General features: G+C 70.5%; 14 protein-coding genes. 5 read left to right on the plus strand and 9 right to left on the minus strand.

All coding sequences use genetic code 11. The features are described 5' to 3' along the window. Positions 1-75 precede the first annotated feature (75 nt). Both ABZZ17_RS22320 and ABZZ17_RS22325 read right to left on the minus strand, forming a co-directional pair. A complete protein-coding gene (locus ABZZ17_RS22320) occupies positions 76-1,815 on the minus strand; it encodes a polysialyltransferase family glycosyltransferase (RefSeq protein ID WP_356878048.1) in 1,740 nt (579 codons plus the stop codon). After that, positions 1,812-2,789: a glycosyltransferase family 2 protein gene (locus ABZZ17_RS22325; protein WP_356878049.1), complete on the minus strand. Its 978-nt coding sequence runs from the start codon at positions 2,787-2,789 to the stop codon at positions 1,812-1,814. The genes ABZZ17_RS22320 and ABZZ17_RS22325 overlap by 4 nt, the downstream gene beginning before the upstream one ends. A 308-nt stretch (positions 2,790-3,097) precedes the next feature. On the opposite strand from ABZZ17_RS22325, the gene ABZZ17_RS22330 reads away from it, so the two are divergent. Genes ABZZ17_RS22330 through ABZZ17_RS22345 form a run of 4 tightly spaced genes read left to right on the plus strand, consistent with a single transcriptional unit; the run spans position 3,098 to position 7,166 of the window. Next, positions 3,098-4,372: a DUF6716 putative glycosyltransferase gene (locus ABZZ17_RS22330; protein ID WP_356878050.1), complete on the plus strand. Its 1,275-nt coding sequence runs from the start codon at positions 3,098-3,100 to the stop codon at positions 4,370-4,372. 47 nt (positions 4,373-4,419) lie between these two features. Then, a complete protein-coding gene (locus ABZZ17_RS22335) occupies positions 4,420-5,184 on the plus strand; it encodes an acylneuraminate cytidylyltransferase family protein (RefSeq protein WP_356878051.1) in 765 nt (254 codons plus the stop codon). Positions 5,185-5,187: 3 nt separating this feature from the next. Then, on the plus strand, positions 5,188-6,108 hold the full coding sequence (locus ABZZ17_RS22340; protein ID WP_356878052.1) for an N-acetylneuraminate synthase family protein: 921 nt from the start codon (positions 5,188-5,190) through the stop codon (positions 6,106-6,108). After that, a complete protein-coding gene (locus ABZZ17_RS22345; RefSeq protein WP_356878053.1) occupies positions 6,105-7,166 on the plus strand; it encodes a hypothetical protein in 1,062 nt (353 codons plus the stop codon). The genes ABZZ17_RS22340 and ABZZ17_RS22345 overlap by 4 nt, the downstream gene beginning before the upstream one ends. Here the strand turns inward: ABZZ17_RS22345 and ABZZ17_RS22350 are convergent. Beyond that, the gene (locus ABZZ17_RS22350) at positions 7,140-8,282 is read right to left on the minus strand and encodes a hypothetical protein (RefSeq protein WP_356878054.1); all 1,143 of its coding nucleotides are present in this window, start codon (positions 8,280-8,282) and stop codon (positions 7,140-7,142) included. The two genes, ABZZ17_RS22345 and ABZZ17_RS22350, sit on opposite strands and share 27 nt — an antisense overlap. A 133-nt stretch (positions 8,283-8,415) precedes the next feature. Between ABZZ17_RS22350 and ABZZ17_RS22355 the strand changes: the two genes are divergently transcribed. Then, a complete protein-coding gene (locus ABZZ17_RS22355) occupies positions 8,416-9,564 on the plus strand; it encodes an LCP family protein (RefSeq protein ID WP_356878055.1) in 1,149 nt (382 codons plus the stop codon). 43 nt (positions 9,565-9,607) lie between these two features. On the opposite strand, the gene ABZZ17_RS22360 is transcribed toward ABZZ17_RS22355, so the two are convergent. From ABZZ17_RS22360 to ABZZ17_RS22385, 6 genes are all read right to left on the minus strand, one after another. Beyond that, on the minus strand, positions 9,608-11,104 hold the full coding sequence (locus tag ABZZ17_RS22360; RefSeq protein ID WP_356878056.1) for an amino acid permease: 1,497 nt from the start codon (positions 11,102-11,104) through the stop codon (positions 9,608-9,610). Positions 11,105-11,212: 108 nt separating this feature from the next. Further along, complete coding sequence (gene dxs, locus ABZZ17_RS22365) at positions 11,213-13,129, minus strand: 1-deoxy-D-xylulose-5-phosphate synthase (RefSeq protein WP_356878057.1); 1,917 nt, start codon at positions 13,127-13,129, stop codon at positions 11,213-11,215. A 252-nt stretch (positions 13,130-13,381) separates the two neighbouring features. After that, positions 13,382-14,638: a sugar ABC transporter permease gene (locus ABZZ17_RS22370; protein WP_356878090.1), complete on the minus strand. Its 1,257-nt coding sequence runs from the start codon at positions 14,636-14,638 to the stop codon at positions 13,382-13,384. Positions 14,639-14,688: 50 nt separating this feature from the next. Beyond that, entirely contained in the window at positions 14,689-15,477 is a 789-nt protein-coding gene (locus ABZZ17_RS22375; protein ID WP_356878058.1) for an ATP-binding cassette domain-containing protein, read from the minus strand. Positions 15,478-15,706: 229 nt separating this feature from the next. Beyond that, a complete protein-coding gene (locus ABZZ17_RS22380) occupies positions 15,707-16,819 on the minus strand; it encodes a substrate-binding domain-containing protein (protein WP_356878059.1) in 1,113 nt (370 codons plus the stop codon). Positions 16,820-16,937: 118 nt separating this feature from the next. Next, positions 16,938-18,152: an ROK family transcriptional regulator gene (locus ABZZ17_RS22385; RefSeq protein ID WP_356878060.1), complete on the minus strand. Its 1,215-nt coding sequence runs from the start codon at positions 18,150-18,152 to the stop codon at positions 16,938-16,940. Between the last annotated feature and the right edge of the window lie 364 nt (positions 18,153-18,516).

Below are 18,516 nucleotides of genomic sequence, written 5' to 3' on the forward strand. Positions count from 1 at the left end.
CGCCCCGGACGCAGGAAGGGCCCGTCCGCACCATGTGCGGACGGGCCCTTCGCGTTCACTCGGACCGGCCGGGTGTCACTTGCGGCCCGTCCGGCCGTTCTTGACCAGGCGCTGGGCTGCGGGCGAGTCGGGGTTGACGCTCAGCGCCTTGCGGGCGGCCTGGCGGCGCAGCTCGTCGCCGGGCTTGCCGAGTTTCGCGGCGGTCTCGGCGATCCGCAGCCACACCAGGGCGCGCCCGCTGCCGGCGGAGATCTCCACGGCGCGCTTCAGGCGCCGCTTGGCCTGGTCGGTCTCCTTGCGGCGGATGTGGGCCTGGGCCATGCCGATGAGCAGGTCGAGGTTCTCGTGTTCGGCGAGGAGGCGGGCGCCGACCTCCAGGACGCCCCGGTCGTCCTTGGCCTCGACGAGCGAGGCGAAGCCGCTGAGCGTGATGTCGGTGAAGGGGACGTCGTCCGCCTCGTTGCGGTCCCGGGCGCCGCGGAAGGTCCAGCCCTTGCCGCGCCGCCACTTCCAGGTGCGCGGGCCGGGCAGGTCCAGGCGGGTCCGGGTGCGCTCGTTGAAGTGCATGGACAGCTCGGGGCGGCCCTCCCACTGGTCGACGGCGGCCTCGACGTACTCCTCGGCCACCGGGCGCAGGAAGGCGTACCGCTTGGGCTGCATGCAGTAGCCGACGGCCTGGACGTACGGGGTGACCTCGGCCCGGATGTGCTCGACGTCCAGCACCCGGTCGGCCGGGGGTCCGGTCGGCGCCTCCAGGTCGGGCAGCAGGGCGTGGGTGAGGGTGGCGGGGATGCGGTTGCTGTTGGCGTACGGGCGCATCCTGCGGATGACCTCCAGCGCGCCGATCTGCGCGACGGGGATGCCGTAGAGCGCGCGGGCCGTGAACAGGCCGGTGGAGAAGCAGCCGATCACCTGGCGGGGGTTCAGGTACGCGAAGACCGTCTCGGCGAGGACGGGCACGTCCAGGACGAGGAAGGGGACCCCCGCTTCCCGGGCGGCGAGGCCGAGGGTGTCGGCGAGGCTGGAGGGGGCGCTGGGGTGCGGTTTGAAGATCACCGAGGTGAAGCCGAGCCGGAGGGCGTGGGTGAACATGCGCAGGTGCAGCTCCTCCTCTTCCTCCTCGGTGAGGATGCCCAGCGGGGAGAGGTACTGGCCGAGGAGGACGGCGGTATCGGGGCCGCGCCGGGCGAGCGCGGGCGGGATGACCCGGTCGAGGATCGGCCTGCACTCGTCGGTGACCTCCGCCATCAGTTTGAGGACGGCTCCGGTGTGGACGGGCTGCGAGGGGGTGCCGTACTCGGTGAGGAGCATGGGCAGCAGGGTGGGGACCAGGTCCAGGTACAGGACCTGCGCGATCCGGCCGTGGATCTGGCGCGGCAGGTCGTTGCGGGTGGGTCCGTAGCTCATCAGGCCGTCGGCGTAGACGGCCAGCGTGGCGTCCGAGAAGATCTTGCAGAGGGTCTGGGCGGGTTTGACCTGGATCGATTCGACGACGAGTTCCAGGGGGCCGGGCCGGATGCCCATCTTCTCGGCCATGACCGTGCGCCAGAGCGGGGCGTCCTCGTCGCGAGGGGCCCACAGCGCGGGGTGGAAGGGGTAGATCAGGTCGTTCCAGTAGACGACGCGGTGGAAGCGCGCGAGGACGGCCGCGGCGCCGGGCATGTGGTGCAGCGGGGTGGCGACCTCGGGGATCTCGACGTTGTTGCAGACGAGCAGGACGCGCTCGCGGTCGTCCTGGCCGAGCTGGCCGGCGTCGATGGCGGCGGCCACCGTCATGGCGCCGTAGAGGGTGGAGGCGGCGAATATCCGGGTCATCGGGCGGCGGCGCCCTGGTGCCGGGACAACAGTGCCCTGAGCTTGTTCACGCGTCCGGAGTCCATTCCCGCGAGTGTTCCTTCGAGGACGTCCTGGGGGAGGTCCCGCAGGATCTGGGCACCGCGTTCCATGAGGAGCCCCCGCGTGACTTCCTCGTAGGACTCGGCGCGGTCCATGTGAATGACGATGAGGGCGCACAGAGTTCGCATCGCCTTGAACGACAGTTCATATCCGCGGGGGTGTTGCGCCAGCTCCTGGAAAATGAGCCGGAAGGCGGGGAGGAAGTCGAGCTGGCGCTCGTCCGGGGCCTTGGTGAGGGAAGTGGACACGTCACGGCGGTAGAAGATGCCGTGGAGGTCGACGACCCCGAAGGATGCGGTCCGCAGGTGCAGCTTGTAGAACCAGGGCCGGTCCTCGGCGGTCCTCAGCCTCTCGTCGAAGTACAGCGCGCCGGCGTCGAGGAGCCGGCGGCGGTCGTAGACGCCGGCCCAGGACTGCGGGTAGTCCATGAAGGTCGAGGTGTCGACGGGGCCTATGTAGTCCGCGGGATTCAGCGGGAGGGCCCGGGGGGCGAGCGGCGCCATGACGATCTTGCGTTTTCTGCCGTAGACGCGGACGTGGCCGGTGCGCAGGAAGTCGACGCCCGACTGGCTCATCCAGCCGACCAATTGCGCGAGGTATCCGGGGGCGTACCAGTCATCGCCGTCGAGAAAGGTGAAGAACCGTCCGCGGGCGGCCGCGAGGCCGATGTTCCGGGTGGCCGATATTCCCAGATTCTGCTGATTACTCATCAGTACGGCGCCGGGAATGCGCGGCACCATCTCGCGCAGGATCTCTGAGGTCCCGTCAGTGGATCCGTCGTCCACGACGATGAACTCGAAATCCTCCCGGGCATTCAGCACCAAGGACTTGAGCGCCGTCCGGCAGTAGTCGCGGACGTCACACATCGCGACGATTACCGAAAGGGTCACCATCGGAGGCACTCACCATCTCCCCATTTTCGACACACTTCCCCGCGAGGCCACCGGAAGGGCCGCCCGCACGACCCTCCAGTCTACGTTCAAGTAACAGGCCGCCATCATGACAGAACCACTCGGAAGCCCCGTACGGCCACGGCGGTGTGACGTACAACTCCCTTGCCCGCCGAGGCCTATTCGTGACACGTAAGGATCGGATCAGCATGTAAGGTCTAACGGACCGCGCGGCAATCCGCCCTGTGTCCGCGCCCAGCTGCGGCTATCCCGACGGCAGTTGGGCCCGACCGACCGACCAGGAATCACCAGTGCGCATCCACGTGCTCGCAGACTCCGACACCCGCTGGAAATGGGGGGCGGCACTGGCGGTGGGACTGGCTCCGGGCAGCGAGGTCCACGCCCACATGCTCCGCGGCCGCAGCACGCCGACGGCACGCCAGCTCGCGGAGGTCGGCATCACCCCCGCCTCCCTCACGGAAGCCACCCTCGCCGGGTTCGCGGCGGCTCCCGAACTCGACGGCGCGGACCTGATCATCCTGGGCACCGTCGGCGGCGCGACGCACGCGGCGCTGCACGCGCTGGCCCGCCGCTTCCGCAACGCCCGGCGCCGGCCGATCCTCATGACCGGATACGTGGGCGTCGTCTACGAGAAAATGGCCGACGGACTGCTCCTGCGCGCGGGCGCCGACATCGTACTCGCCAACAGTCCTTTCGACCGGCGCCGGTTCACCGACATATACGAACCCCTGGGAATTCCCGCCTCCTGCATCGTCCAGACCGCACTCCCCTTTCTCGACCAGCGGCCCTACGACCCGAACCGCACCCACGCCCGGCACCCTTATACGGTGTGTTTCGCCGTCCAGCCCTCGGTACCCGCCGACCGAAACGGCCGCCTCTACCTGCTGCGCCGCGCGATATCCCACGCACGGCTGCGCCCGGGACGCGACGTACTCGTCAAACTCCGCAGCAGACCGGGCGAGGCGACCACCCACGTGGAAGCACACCACTACCAGGTCCTCGCCGAACAGATCGAAGAACCCCTGCCCCCGAACCTGCATTTCGTGTACGGCAACATGTCGGAAACCCTGGACCGCACCGACCTGCTGGTGACGGTCAGTTCCACGGCCGCACTCGAATCGATGCACCGCGGCATGCCGACCGCGATCCTGAGTGATCTCGGCATACGCGAGATCCACGGGAACCACTATTTCGCCGCTTCCGGCTGCGTCACCGACTGGACGGCCATAGACGAGGGCGCGGCCCCTCTCGCCCACGAATCCTGGACAACCGACCAGGGAATTCGATCCGATGATCCCTACGCGGAACTCCGGGCCCGGATCGATGAATTGTGGGGCATTCCGCTGCCGCCCGTCACCCCCTTCTACACGGCCGGCAGCGCCCCCGAATACGTCGGCACGCTGCTGCGCCGCAGAGGACTCGACCCCGACGGCTCCCCCGGCGCCGGAGCCGTCACCCGCCGGGCCGGCCCGATGCGGCGCACCTCCCGCCGCGTACTGAAGGTCGCCTACCAGTTCGGCGTCCAGCGGGTCGCCCCGAAGATCCAGCAGTGGGGCGGCGTATGACCGGCCCCGCCCGCGCACCACACCCGGCACCCCCAGGGGAGAACCTCGTGAACGTCACCGCCGTCATACCCGCCCGGGGCGGCTCCAAGGGCATCCCCGGCAAGAACGTCGCGGAGGTCGGCGGAGTGCCCCTGGTCGCCCGGGCCGTCCTGGCCTGCCGCGCCGCCGCGCACGTCACCCGGGTCGTGGTGTCCACCGACGACGCGGCGATCGCCGCCGCGGCCCGCGCCGCCGGCGCCGAGATCGTCGAACGCCCCGCGGAACTGGGCTCCGACCGGGCCTCCAGCGAATCCGCGCTGCTGCACGCCCTGGACCGGCTGGAGGAGCGGCACGCGGAGCCCGTCGGCGTCCTGGTCTTCGTCCAGTGCACCAGCCCCTTCGTCACGGCCGAGGAAGTCGACGAGACCGTCCTGGCCGTCGTACGGGACGGCGCGGACTCCGCCTTCACCGCCGTGCCCTTCCACGGGTTCCTGTGGGGCACCGGGCCCGCCGCCGGGCCCGGACACCGCGCGCACGGCGTCAACCACGACAGCGCCGTACGCCAGCGCCGCCAGGACCGTACGCCCGAGTACCTGGAGTCGGGCGCCGTCTACGCCATGCGCGCCGACGGCTTCCGCCGGCACGGCCACCGCTTCTTCGGCCGGACCCAGCTCGTCCCCACGGCCCCCGAACGGGCCATCGAGATCGACGAGCCCGGCGACCTCGCCCGCGCCCGCGCCCGCGCCCTGGCCCCCCTCCTCGACGCGCCACAGCGCGCACCGCACGTACCGGCCCAGCCGGCACCCCCGCAGCACATCGGAAAGGAACTCTGAACAGTGGTACACAGCAGCCGCGTCCGCCGCATCGGAAACAAGGAGGTCGGCACGGGCCGGCCCACCTACGTGATCGGCGAGATCGGGATCAACCACAACGGCGAGCTCGCCAACGCCCTGGCGCTCGTCGACGCGGCCGCCGAGGCGGGCTGTGACGCGGTGAAGTTCCAGAAGCGCACCCCCGAGATATGCACCCCCCGCGACCAGTGGGACATCGAACGGGACACCCCCTGGGGCCGGATGACGTACATCGACTACCGCCACCGGGTGGAGTTCGGCGAGGACGAGTACCGCGCCATCGACGCGCACTGCGCCGAACGCGGCATCGCCTGGTTCGCCTCCCCGTGGGACACCGAGGCCGTCGCCTTCCTGGAGAAGTTCGACGTCCCCGCCCACAAGGTGGCCTCCGCCTCCCTCACCGACGACGAACTGCTCCTCGCCCTGCGCGCGACGGGCAAGACGGTCATCCTGTCCACCGGCATGTCCACGCCCCAGCAGATCCGGCACGCCGTGGAGGTGCTGGGCAGCGAGAACATCGTCCTGCTGCACGCCACCTCCACCTACCCGGCCAAGCCCGAGGAGCTGAACCTGCGGGTCATCAACAGCCTGGAGGCGGCGTACCCGAACGTCCCCGTCGGCTACTCCGGGCACGAGACGGGCCTGCAGACCACCGTCGCCGCCGTCGCCATGGGTGCCTGCGCCGTGGAACGGCACATCACCCTCGACCGTGCGATGTGGGGCTCCGACCAGGCCGCCTCCGTCGAACCGGGCGGCCTCACCCGCCTGGTGCGCGACATCCGCACCATCGAGACGGCCCTCGGCGACGGCGTCAAGCGCGTCTACGACTCCGAAATCGCTCCGATGAAGAAGCTCCGCCGCGTCCAGGGCGTCCTCGCCGCCGAGGGCGTGACGGCCTCGGCATGAGCGGCACCCTCGCCCTGGTGGAGAGCCCGGCTCAACTACTGAACGTCCTGGAGTGGGCCCACGTCCACCCGGGCGAGGCAGCGTCCCTCACCGTCGCCGTGCTCCAGCCGACGGATCCGCGCTCCCGGGCGCAGGTCCGCCGGCTGTGCCGGTTCGCTTCCCAGGCCCAGGTGGCGTGGCGGCGCTACGAGGTCCGCGCCGGCTACCTGGAGCGGGCCCAGGAGCTGCTCCGGCTCGGGCGGGCGGTCGCGGCCGCCGAACGCCTGGTGATCGGGGACCTGTTCTCCCGTACGATCCAGCTGCTGCTGCCGCGGTCCAAGGCCGGCGAGGTGGTCGTCGTGGACGACGGCACGGCCACCACGGAACTCGTCAGCCTGCTGACGTCCGGCCGGCAGCTGACCCGCTGGCACCAGGGCGGGGCGAGACCGTCCGCCAAGGGCGGCCCGGTGAACCGCTGGCTGGCCCGCGAGGGCCTGGCCCGCGCCACCTTCTTCACCTGCATGCCGGTCGAGGCCCCGCCGGGCACCGAGATCCGGGCCAACACGTACGCGTGGAGCCGCGAGACCTTCGGCCCGGTGCGGGTACGGGCCGGGGCCGACCTGGCGGGAAGTTCCCTCGTGGAGACCGGAGTCATCGACGAGGACCGGTACGTCGAGGCCGTCGCCTGGATCGCGGGCAGCCGCGGGGCGGGCCGGTACCTGGCCCACCGCAGGGAGGACCGGCCGAAACTGGACCGGATCGCCGCCGCCACCGGCATGGAGATCGTCCACCCCGAACTGCCCCTGGAACTGACCGCGTTGACCGAGCCCATCGGCCTGTCCGTGCTGACCTTCGCGTCCACCGTCGCCTACACCCTGCCCATCGTGCTGGCCGGTTCGCCGGTGCGGGTGGAGCTGTGCGAGATCGACGACGACTGGATCACCCCGGACACCGCGGAGCGTTCGGTGGACTTCCTGCGGAGGATCTCCGCACAGGCCGTGCTCCGGCACGGCCTGAAGAGCATCCCGCCGCAGGGGCGTGCCCGGCGGTCGTCAGAACCGCTGCCAGCGCCCCAGTGAGAGGGCCGAGCCGTCCTTCTGCCGGTTCACGAGGAGTTCGCCGCGGGCGCTGATCGTGGCGACGACCACCCTCCCGTGGCCGTCGACGGCGAGGGCCGGGGACTCCAGGCCCTCCTCGCCGATCTCGGTCCACCAGAGCCCGGCGGCCTCGTGCTCGGTGGGGTACGCGGCGAGTGCCGTACGGCCGCCGACGGTCCGGTGGGCCAGCACGGTGCAGTCGTGACCGTCGACCACGGCGCGGGCGGCGGCCACGGCCCCGGCGGCGGGCCCGCCGCCGAGGGCCAGTACGCCCGCGCCCTCGCGGTACGCGAACACGCCGCTGCCGTCCGCCGCGTGCCAGAAGTGGGTGACGCGGCCGGGGGCCGTCTCCAGGGTGGCGACCGAGCCGTCCTGGGCGAGGTACGCGATGTCCCCGGCCCGTCCGAGGGGGCTGCCCGGGCCGCTCTGGGCCCACAGCGAGATCCCCTTCTCGCCGGGGGCCGCGAACCAGACCCGGCCCTCGGCGGTGGAGGCGGCGCAGGTCCCTTCGAAGGTCTTGCTGCCGCGCAGGTCGTCCCAGGCCCCCCAGGCGCCCTTCTTGTCCTGGCGGCGTACGTGGATCCCGCGGCCGGCGTTGCGGACGAAGACGTGGGGTGCGCCCAGGGCGTCCACGGCGATGCTCGGCGGTCCGCCCCGGTGGGACATCTCCGGCTTGCGGTAGAGGGTGCCGAGCGATTCCCACGGGCCCAGCGGGCGGCCCGTCTGGTACTGCACCGCGTGGTGGTAGGTGACGGTGACGCCCTCGCCGTCGGGCGGCCGGTGCCGGCGCCGGCCCACGAAGTGGGCGTACCCGTCCGGTCCTTGGCCCACGGTGAGGTCGGTCAGGTCCGGTGCGGGGAACAGGTCGGGGCCGCTCCAGGCGGGGCCGCCGGGTGTCCGCTCGGTCCAGCGCAGCAGTCCGCCCTCGGTGCGCGCGTAGGCGGTGAGCCGTCCGTCCCGGCCGGCGAGGACCCAGCGGCCGGTGAGGGGGCCCAGGGCCACGGAATCCCAGTCACGTGCGGGGGCGGCTGCGGATCCCGGCGCGGGTGCGCGGTGGGCGGCCGATTTGCCTGCCTTGCGCGTGGATCGCGTTGCCATGGACCGCCAGCAACCCTTCCCCTTCACCACTCGAACGGATTCAGGATACCCCGGGGCCCTTCTGGCGCGTTCCTGCGCTTATCTTGTAGCCCGCGAGACTCCCGCACCCCGTTCGGAAGGCCGGTCCCCGGGCATGACTTCAGACAGCACCGCCACGACGACGCCGCAGGAGGGCCGGGCGGCCTCCGGGCGTGCGCCCCGCCCGCCCCGTTCGCGCGGCAGCCGGATCCGGCGGGTGCTGGCCTGGAGCGCGGCCGTGCTGGTCCTCGGCGCGGCCGGCACCGGCTGGTGGGTGTACAGCCACTTGAACGGGAACATCGACAGCGTCGACCTGAACCAGGCGATCGGCGCGGACAACCGTCCGCCGAAGGTGGTCGAGAACGCCCAGAACGTCCTCGTGCTCGGCTCGGACTCGCGGGCCGGGGCCAACGGCGACCTCGACCACGGCGACGTGAGCGGCGCCCGCTCCGACACCGCGATGCTGGTGCACATACCCGAGGGCCGGGCCAGGGCCACCGCGGTGAGCATCCCCCGCGACACCCTGATCTCCCGGCCCGAGTGCAAGGACAAGGACGGAAAAAACGTTCCTTCCGCCCAGCGGGTCATGTTCAACTCGGTCTACTCGCTGGCCGGCCCGGCCTGTGTGGTCAAGACCGTGGAGCAGCTGTCGGGGATCCGCGTGGACCACTTCGTCGAGGTCGACTTCGCGGGCTTCAAGGGGCTGGTGGACGCGCTCGGCGGGGTCACCGTCACCCTCGACCAGCCGATGACGGGCGCGAAGGGCGGTCTCAAGCTGGACGCGGGCACGCACCGGCTGGACGGCGCCGCCTCGCTGAAGTTCGTCCGGACCCGCTACGGCTACGGCGACGGCAGCGACCTCGGACGCATAGGCCTCCAGCAGCAGTTCATGCTCGCCATGCTGTCCGAGATCAAGAAGCAGGACGCCCTCGGCAACCCGGCCCGGCTCTACAAGCTCGCGGACGCCGGCACCAAGTCGCTGACCACCGACTCCGATCTGGCCTCGCTCACCGCGCTGTCCGACTTCGCGCAGAGCATGAAGGGCGTGGACCCGGCCACGATGGAGACCATCATGCTGCCCGTGGCCTACGACAAGGTGGACCGCAACCGGGTGGTCGTGGCCGAGCCGCAGGCCTCCCAGCTGTGGGAGGCGCTGCGCACCGACCAGAAGGTCCCCGCCTCGGCGAAGGACTCCCCCGCCAAGGGCGGCGGCCCGGGCGCCAAGTCCCCGGCGCCCAAGCCGTCACCCTCCTCGTCCTCGTAGGGCAGGGCGCGGGCTCCGCCCGCCGGCCCGGCCCGTCGGCCCGTCAGAATTCCGCGTCGCGGCCCGTGCGGCCCAGCCGGCTGTGGCTGCGGCTGTAGAGGAAGTAGACGACGATGCCGATCGCCATCCAGATGCCGAAGCGGATCCAGGTCTCGGCGGGCAGGTTCAGCATCAGCCAGAGCGACGCCGCGATCGACACGATCGGGATGAACGGCACCCACGGGGTCCGGAAGGCCCGGTGCAGGTCGGGGCGGGTCCGGCGCAGGATGATCACGCCGAGGGCGACGATCACGAAGGCGAACAGGGTGCCGATGTTCACCAGCTCCGCGAGCTTCTCCAGGCTGGTGAAGCCGGCGAGGACCGCGATGACCACACCGAGCAGGATGGTCGCCCGGTAGGGCGTGCGGTACTTGGGGTGGGTGACGGAGAAGACGCGCGGCAGCAGTCCGTCGCGGCTCATCGCGAAGAACACGCGGGTCTGTCCGAGGAGCAGGATCATGCACACCGTGATCAGCCCGACGGACGCGCCGAGGCTGATGGCGCCGGCGAAGAACGGCTGGTTGACGGATTTGAAGGCCTCGGCGAGCGGTGCCGTCGGTGACATCTCGGTGTACTTCTGCATGCCGGTGACGACCAGTGTGACGGCGACGTAGAGCACCGTGCAGATCACCAGCGAGCCGAGGATGCCGCGCGGCATGTCCCGCTGCGGGTTCCGGGTCTCCTCTGCCGCCGTCGCGACGACGTCGAAGCCGATGAAGGCGAAGAAGATCAGCGAGGCCGCGGTGAAGATGCCCATGACGCCGAAGTTGGTGGGCGCGTAGCCGAAGAGCAGCTGGACCAGTGGTGCGTGGAGGCCGCCTCCCGCTTCCTGCGGCTGCGCCGGCGGGACGAACGGGGAGTAGTTGTCGGCCTTGATGAAGAACAGGCCCGCGATGATGACCAGCATCACCACGGTGACCTTGATGGCGACGACGATCGCGGTGATCCTGGCCGACAGCTTCGTCCCGACGACCAGGACGGCGGTCAGCACCAGGATCAGCAGGAACGCCAGCAGGTCGAAGGTGCCGCCCGCATCGGGTCCGGACAGCGCGGTGGGCAGGTCCCAGCCCAGGTTCGTGTGCATGAGGTGGCGCACGTACCCGGACCAGCCGACCGCCACCACGGCGGTGCCCAGCGCGAACTCCAGCACCAGGTCCCATCCGATGATCCAGGCGGGCAGCTCGCCGATGGAGGCGTACGCGAAGGTGTACGCCGACCCGGCCACGGGCACCGTGGACGCGAACTCCGCGTAGCACAGGGCCGCGAGGGCGCAGACGACGCCCGCCACCACGAAGGAGAGCGCGGTGGCGGGTCCGGCGTTGTTCCGGGCTGCGATACCCGTGAGGACGAAGATGCCCGTGCCGATGATGACACCGACACCGAAGACCGTCAGGTCCCAGGCCGAGAGCGATTTGCGGAGCGCGTGTTCCGGCTCCTCCGTGTCCCGGATCGACTGCTCGACCGACTTGGTGCGGAAAGGATTGTTCAGATCCGTACTCACCGACGCACCTCCGAACAGGTGGCGTACGCAGCACGCGGACGCGAACGGGCCGGGAGGCCCACCCCTTCAGGGTGATCTCCCGGCCCGTGACGTGCAACCCCGCGCGAACTAGTCGACGGTGGCGGCCCGCTCGCTGTCGAAACGCCCGTCCAGCTTGGCGACCAGGCCCGTGACCTGCCGCGCGATGTCCGGGGCGGTCAGGCCGATCTCGGCCATGATCTCCTTGCGGAGGGCGTGGTCGAGGAAGCGCTGCGGGATGCCGAAGTCCCGCAGCGGGACGTCGACCCCGGCGTCGCGCAGGGCCTGCGAGACGGCGGCGCCGACACCGCCGGTGCGGCCGTTGTCCTCGACGGTGACGACGACCCGGTGCCCGTCGGCGAGCGGGGCCAGGGCCTCGTCCACCGGCTTGACCCAGCGGGGGTCGACGACGGTCGAGGTGATGCCCTGCTTGTCGAGCAGGTCGGCGATCTCCAGGCACATCGGGGCGAGCGCGCCGACCGAGACGATGAGTACGTCCGGACGGGTGACGTCGGCGGCCGGGGTGCGCAGGACGTCCATGCCGCCGATGCGGCCGACGGCCGGTACGGCCGGGCCGACGACGCCCTTGGAGTAGCGCACGACCGTCGGCGCGTCCTTGACCTCGACGGCCTCGCGGAGCTGGGCGCGCAGCTGCTCGGCGTCGCGGGGCGCGGCCAGGCGCAGGCCCGGGACGACCTGGAGGATGGACATGTCCCACATGCCGTTGTGGGAGGCGCCGTCGTCGCCGGTGACTCCGGCCCGGTCCAGGACGAAGGTGACCCCGCACTTGTGCAGGGCGACGTCCATCAGGACCTGGTCGAAGGCGCGGTTCAGGAAGGTCGCGTAGACGGCGAAGACCGGGTGGACGCCGCCGGTGGCGAGGCCGGCGGCCGAGGTGGCGCCGTGCTGCTCGGCGATGCCGACGTCGTAGATCCGGTCCGGGAAGACCTCGGCGAACTTGTTCAGGCCGACCGGGTGGAGCATGGCGGCGGTGATGCCGACGATGTCCGGCCGGTCGTGGCCGAGCTTGACCATCTCGTCGGCGAAGACGGAGGTCCAGCTGGCGGCGGCGGTCTTGACCGGCAGGCCGGTGTCCGGGTGGATCACGCCGACCGCGTGGAAGCGGTCCGCCTCGTGCTCCAGGGCCGGGGTGTAGCCGCGGCCCTTCTGCGTGAGGCAGTGCACGATGACCGGGCCGCTGAAGCGCTTGGCGCGCTGGAGGGCCGACTCCAGGGCCTCGATGTCGTGGCCGTCGATGGGCCCGATGTACTTCAGGCCGAGGTCCTCGAACATGCCCTGCGGGGCGATGAAGTCCTTGAGGCCCTTCTTGGCGCCGTGCAGGGTCTCGTAGAGGGGCTTCCCGACGACCGGGGTGCGCTCCAGGAGGTCCTTGCCGCGGGCCAGGAAGCGCTCGTAGCCGTCCGTGGTGCGCAGGGTCGCCAGGTGGTTCGCGAGGCCGCCGATGGTGGGGCCGTACGAGCGCTCGTTGTCGTTGACCACGATGACGAGCGGGCGGTCCTTGGCGGCGGCGATGTTGTTGAGCGCCTCCCAGGCCATGCCGCCGGTCAGCGCGCCGTCGCCGATGACGGCGGCGACGTGGTGGTCCTCGCGGCCGAGCACCTCGTTGGCCTTGGCGAGGCCGTCGGCCCAGCCCAGCACCGTGGAGGCGTGGGAGTTCTCGATGACGTCGTGGTCGGACTCGGCGCGCGAGGGGTAGCCGGAGAGGCCGCCCTTGGAACGCAGGTTGCCGAAGTCCTGGCGGCCCGTGAGCAGCTTGTGCACGTAGGCCTGGTGCCCGGTGTCGAAGAGGACCTTGTCCTTCGGGGACTCGAAGACCCGGTGCAGGGCGATCGTCAGTTCGACCACCCCGAGGTTGGGGCCGAGGTGCCCGCCGGTCTTGGAGACGGCGTCGACGAGGAAGGACCTGATCTCGGCGGCGAGCTGGTCGAGCTCCTCCAGGCTGAGCCGGTCCAGATCGCGCGGTCCCTTGATGCGGGTCAGCAGCACCCGTGCCTCCTTGCAGTTGCTTGCTGGTCTGTCGAGTCTAATGTTCCGCTCGCGGGGGCGGTCATCGGGCGGTACCCGTAGGGTCACGCCTTTGTCATACCTGTACACCTCGTCGCGGAATCACACATCCCAAACGGGCGCATACCCGCACACCTGTACGCACACATGTACGCACAGGTGCCCGGCGCCACGCGAAGTGGCACCGGGCACTGTGACGGTTCTTACCGCCTGGGGACGCCCGAGGGCGCGCGGTCAGGCGCGTCCGGCCGTCTTCTGGGTCTTGCGGGTGACCGAGTCGATGACCACGGTGGCGAGCAGGACCGCACCGGTGATCATGTACTGGATCGGCGTCGCGATCCCCTCCAGGGCCAGACCGTACTGGATGGAGGTGATGACCATGACGCCGAGGAGGGCGTTCCAGGTCCGGCCGCGGCCGCCGAAGAGGCTGGTGCCGCCGATGACGGCCGCCGCGATCACGTTCATCAGCAGGTCACCGGCGCCGGCGCTCTGGTTGGCCGCCGCGATCTTGGAGGCCCAGAAGAGCCCGCCGATGGCGGCGAAGGTACCGGCGATGGAGAACACCGCGATGCGGATGCCGGTGACGTTGATGCCCGCGCGCCGGGAGGCCTCGACGCTGCCGCCGAGCGCGAAGACGTTGCGGCCGAAGGAGGTGCGGCGCAGGACGAAGTCCGTGCCGACCAGGACCAGGACGAAGAGCACGACCGCGAGCGGCAGGCCCTTGTACTGGTTGAACACGGCTGCCGGGCCGAAGGTGAACAGCGCCAGCACGCCGGTGCGCAGCAGGATCTCCGTGAGCGGCCGGGAGGGCACGCCCGCGGCCTGACGGCGCTTGTTGTCGGAGAAGGTGGCCAGGAAGTACCCGATCACGGCGACGGCCGCGAGGCCGTAGCCCGCCGCGACGTCCGAGAAGAAGTACGTGGTCAGCTGCCCGACCACGCCCTCGGAGTCGAGGTTGATGGTGCCGTTGCTGCCGAGGATCTGCAGCATGGCGCCGGACCAGAACAGCAGGCCCGACAGGGTGACGGCGAAGGCCGGGGCGCCGATGCGGGCGAAGAAGAAGCCGTGGATGGCGCCGATCAGCGCGCCGCCCGCGACGGCGGCGAGGATCGCGAGCCATTCGTTGACGCCGTGGGTGACGGCGAGGACGGCCACGATCGCGCCCGAGACGCCGCTGACCGAGCCGACCGAGAGGTCGATCTCCCCGAGCAGCAGCACGAAGATGATGCCGACGGCCATCATGCCCGTCGCGACCATGGTGATCGCGATGTTGGTCAGGTTCTCCGGGGAGAGGAAGTTCGAGTTCAGGCCCTGGAAGATGCTCCAGATGATGATCAGGCCGAGGACGACGGGGATGGAGCCCAGGTCACCCGCCTTCATCTTGCGGCCGAACTCGCTCAGGTACCCGGAGAAGCCCTGCTCGCGCACGAGCAGGCGCGGGTCCACGGCGGGGATGGCGTCCGCCGCGGCGGCCGGGTTGACCGGGTCCACGTGCTCCGCCGGGCCCTTGCCCAGGGGATCGGCGGCGGGATTCTGGGTGCTCACTTGCGGGCCTCCCCGGTGCGGGCCGCCCGGCGGGTCACGGCGTTGTCCGTGGCCCCGGTGATGGCGGAGATGATCTCTTCCTGCGAGGTGTCGGCGACGCTGAAGACACCGTTGTTGCGGCCCAGCCGCAGGACCGCCACCTTGTCGGCGACGGCCTTCACATCGGCCATGTTGTGGCTGATGAGGATGACGGCGTGGCCGCGCTCGCGCAGCCGCTCCACCAGGTCGAGGACCTGTGCGGTCTGCTCGACGCCGAGGGCGGCGGTGGGCTCGTCGAGGATGACGAGCTGCGGCTCGCCCAGCATCGAGCGGGCGATCGCCACGGTCTGGCGCTGTCCGCCGGAGAGCGAGGCGATCGGGATCCGGACACTGGGGATCCGGATGGACAGGGTGGTCAGGAGCTCGCGGGCGCGGCGCTCCATCTCCACCTCGTCGAGGATGCCGCGGCGCTTGAGCTCGCGGCCGAGGAAGAGGTTGCCGACGACGTCGATGTTGTCGCACAGCGCGAGGTCCTGGTAGACCGTCGCGATGCCGAGGTCCTGGGCGTCGTGGGGCTTGGTGATCGAGACCGGGCGGCCCTCCCATTCGATGACCCCGTCATCGATGGGGTGCACGCCGGCGATGGTCTTGACCAGCGTGGACTTGCCGGCGCCGTTGTCGCCGACGAGGGCGACCACCTCACCGGAGTGGATCTCGAGTTCTACGTCGGTCAGGGCCTGAACGGCGCCGAACCGCTTCGAGACCCCTCGCAACGCCAGCACGGGCGCAGCGGACACATGAACCATCTCCTTCGCCGCCTGACCGGCGGGGATGTCGTGCAAAAGAGCAGGAGCGGGGCGGATGGGGGACGACACGAGGTCGGGGAACGCGGGGAGCGGGGACTGCGGGGACCGCAGCGAACGCGGGGGACATACGAGAAACGTTTCTGCCCGGCGCTCCGCGGGTGGCGGGGAAGTTGGGCGGGGCGCCGGGCAGGCGCGGGGGCCGCCTCGGCCGGAGCGGAGGCGACGGGGCCTACTTGAGGCCGAGGGTGGCGCAGGCGGCCGCGTACTTCTCGGTGCAGATCTCTTCGACCGTGTAGACGCCGTCCTTGACGACGGTGTCCTTGATGTTCGCCTTGGTCAGCGAGACGACCGGGATCAGCACGGACGGGACGCCCTTGAGGGTCGGGCTGTCGACCTTCTGGTTGATGATCCCGTCGATCTTCTCGCCCTTGGCGAGGGCGACGGCCATCTCCGCGGCGGCCGTGGCCTCCGGGGCGTACGGCTTGTAGACGCTCATGAACTGCTCGCCCGACACGATGCGCTGCACACCGGCGAGTTCGGCGTCCTGGCCGGTCACGGGGGGCAGCGGGGACAGGCCGGCCGCCTTGAGGGCGGTGATGATGCCGCCGGCCATGCCGTCGTTCGCCGAGTAGACGCCGATCACCTTGTCCTTGCCGAGCGCGGAGAGGGCGCCCGCCATGTTGGTGTTCGCGTTCTCGGGCTTCCACTCGACGGTGTCGTACTCCTTGCCGATGTTCACCTTGCCGTCGAGCACGGAGTGCGCGCCCTGCTTGAACAGTTTGGCGTTCGGGTCGGTGACCGAACCGTTCATCATGACGATCTGGCCGTCCTTGGCCTTGTCGCCCAGCGCCTCCAGCAGCGCCTTGCCCTGGACCTTGCCGACCTCTTCGTTGTCGAAGGAGGTGTACGCGTCGATCGGGCCCTCGGCCAGGCGGTCGTAGGCGACGACCGGGATGCCCGCGTCCTTGGCCTTCTTGACCGAGCCCGCGATGGCCTTGGCGTCCACCGCGTCGAGGATCAGGACGTCCACCTTGTTGGTGATCATCGTGTCGACCTGGGAGTTCTGCGTGGTCGCGTCCTGCTTGGCGTTGGCGTAGACCACCTCGGCCTTGCCGCCGGTGAGGTCGGCAACCTTCTTCTCGATCAGCGGCTTGTCGAACTTCTCGTAGCGCGCGGTCTGGTTCTCCGGCAGGAGCAGGCCGACCTTGATGGCGTCACCCTTGGCGGCTCCCGAGTCCTTCGGGGCGTCCCCGGCCTCCTTCGCACTGCCACAAGCGGCAAGTGACACGGCCATGGCACCGGCGGCGACGGCTACGGCGGCTCTGCGCATACGCGTGTTCATTACTTGAACCTCCCTGACGAGGCCGCAACGCTGCGGCCGAGGTGGATGTGAGTCAACCCCGGCCGCAAGTTTGCCGTCAAGGAGTGAATCCTTAACGAGATGACAACGGTGCCATCCGTTATCTAACTGAAGACATGACGGCAGGCGCTCGCACTCCCATCCCATTTTCCGCCAAAAGCGTCGAATCGCCCATCTCGCTGAGTACGAGGGCCAGCGCGCCGAGCACCTCCGCGCGGCCCCCCAACGACCCCGTGAGGACGGACAGCTGGCGGGCCGCGCTCGGGATCGCGTACCGCCCGACCGACTCCCGGATCGGCGTCAGGACCAGCTCCCCGGCCTCCGCGAGCGAGCCGCCGAGCACCACGCGGCTCGGGTTGAGGAGGTTGCACAGGCTGGCCACGCCGCTGCCGATGTGGCGGCCCACGTCGGTGACGACCCGGCGGCAGCCGGGGTCCCCCTCCCGGGCCAGCTCCACCACCCGCTCCATCGTCAACTCCGGCCCGTGGCTGCTCTCCAGGAGCGGCAGCACGTAGCGGGCGGCGGCGAAGGTCTCCAGGCAGCCGCGGTTGCCGCAGCGGCAGACGGGGCCCGATTCGTCGAGGGTGATGTGCCCGATCTCCCCGGCGGTGCCGCCCGGACCCCGGTAGATCTGACCGTTGATCACCAGGCCCGCGCCGACACCGCTGGCGACCTTGATGTACGCCAGGTCCTTGACGCCGCGGCCGCTGCCCCAGACCAGCTCGCCCAGCGCGCCGAGGTTCGCGTCGTTGTCGACGTAGACGGGCACGCCCAGGCGCTGCGAGAGCTCCTGGCGCGGGTTGATCCCGGCCCACCCCGGCAGGATCGCGGTCGAGCCCAGGGTCCCGGACTCCACGTCGATGGGGCCGGGCACGCCGAGGCCGACGCCGATGACCTTGTCGCGGCCCACCCCGATGCCCTCGATCAGCCGGCCGACCAGCGCCTCGGCCCGGTCGAAGCCCTCCACCCAGGACGCGTCCACGTCCAGCGGTTCGGACTCCTCCGCCAGCACCTGGTGCGCGAGGTTGCCCACGGCCACCCGCAGGTGGGTGTGTCCGAAGTCCACGCCGATCACGATGCCCGCGTCCCCGCTGAGCGAGACGCTGCGCGCCCGGCGGCCGCCGGCCGAGGTGTCGGTGACCTCGACGGTCCCGGCCTCCTTGAGCTCACGGACGATGTTGGAGACCGTGGCCGCCGACAGTCCGGTGGCGCGGGCGATCTCCGCCTGGGTCAGCGAACCGGCGAGCCGCACGGCCCGCACGACCCGTTCCAGATTCGCGCGATGCAGCGAGGACTGCGATCCGGGAGTCTGCACGACTCATCCACTCCTGCCCATAAGCGACGGCCAGCCGTCGCCCCCCGGCCGGCCGTCGCGGCTACGCGCTCCGAGACCCCGGCGTCTCTCCAACTTGTGAAGCTTAAGTCGAGCCTTTGGGCCTCCACACGTCAAGAGGCTGACGCAGCACGAAACGGACACCGGTGACCAAAAGGATGATCGAGGACCTCCCGGATCGTGTTACGGTCGCTGAGGCGCCGGTCCTCTGCGGCCTTTCCGGCCGGACCGGGCGCCGTGCCATGACAGCGCTACGCGAGGAGGTGTTCGGGATGAGTCCCGATCGAAGTCCTCGCAGCGCTCACGTCCGCTGACCTTTCCGGCCGGCCGACCCTTTTCCCGAGTG

The organism is Streptomyces sp. NPDC006512, from assembly GCF_040611935.1.
In the GTDB taxonomy this organism is placed as follows: domain Bacteria; phylum Actinomycetota; class Actinomycetes; order Streptomycetales; family Streptomycetaceae; genus Streptomyces.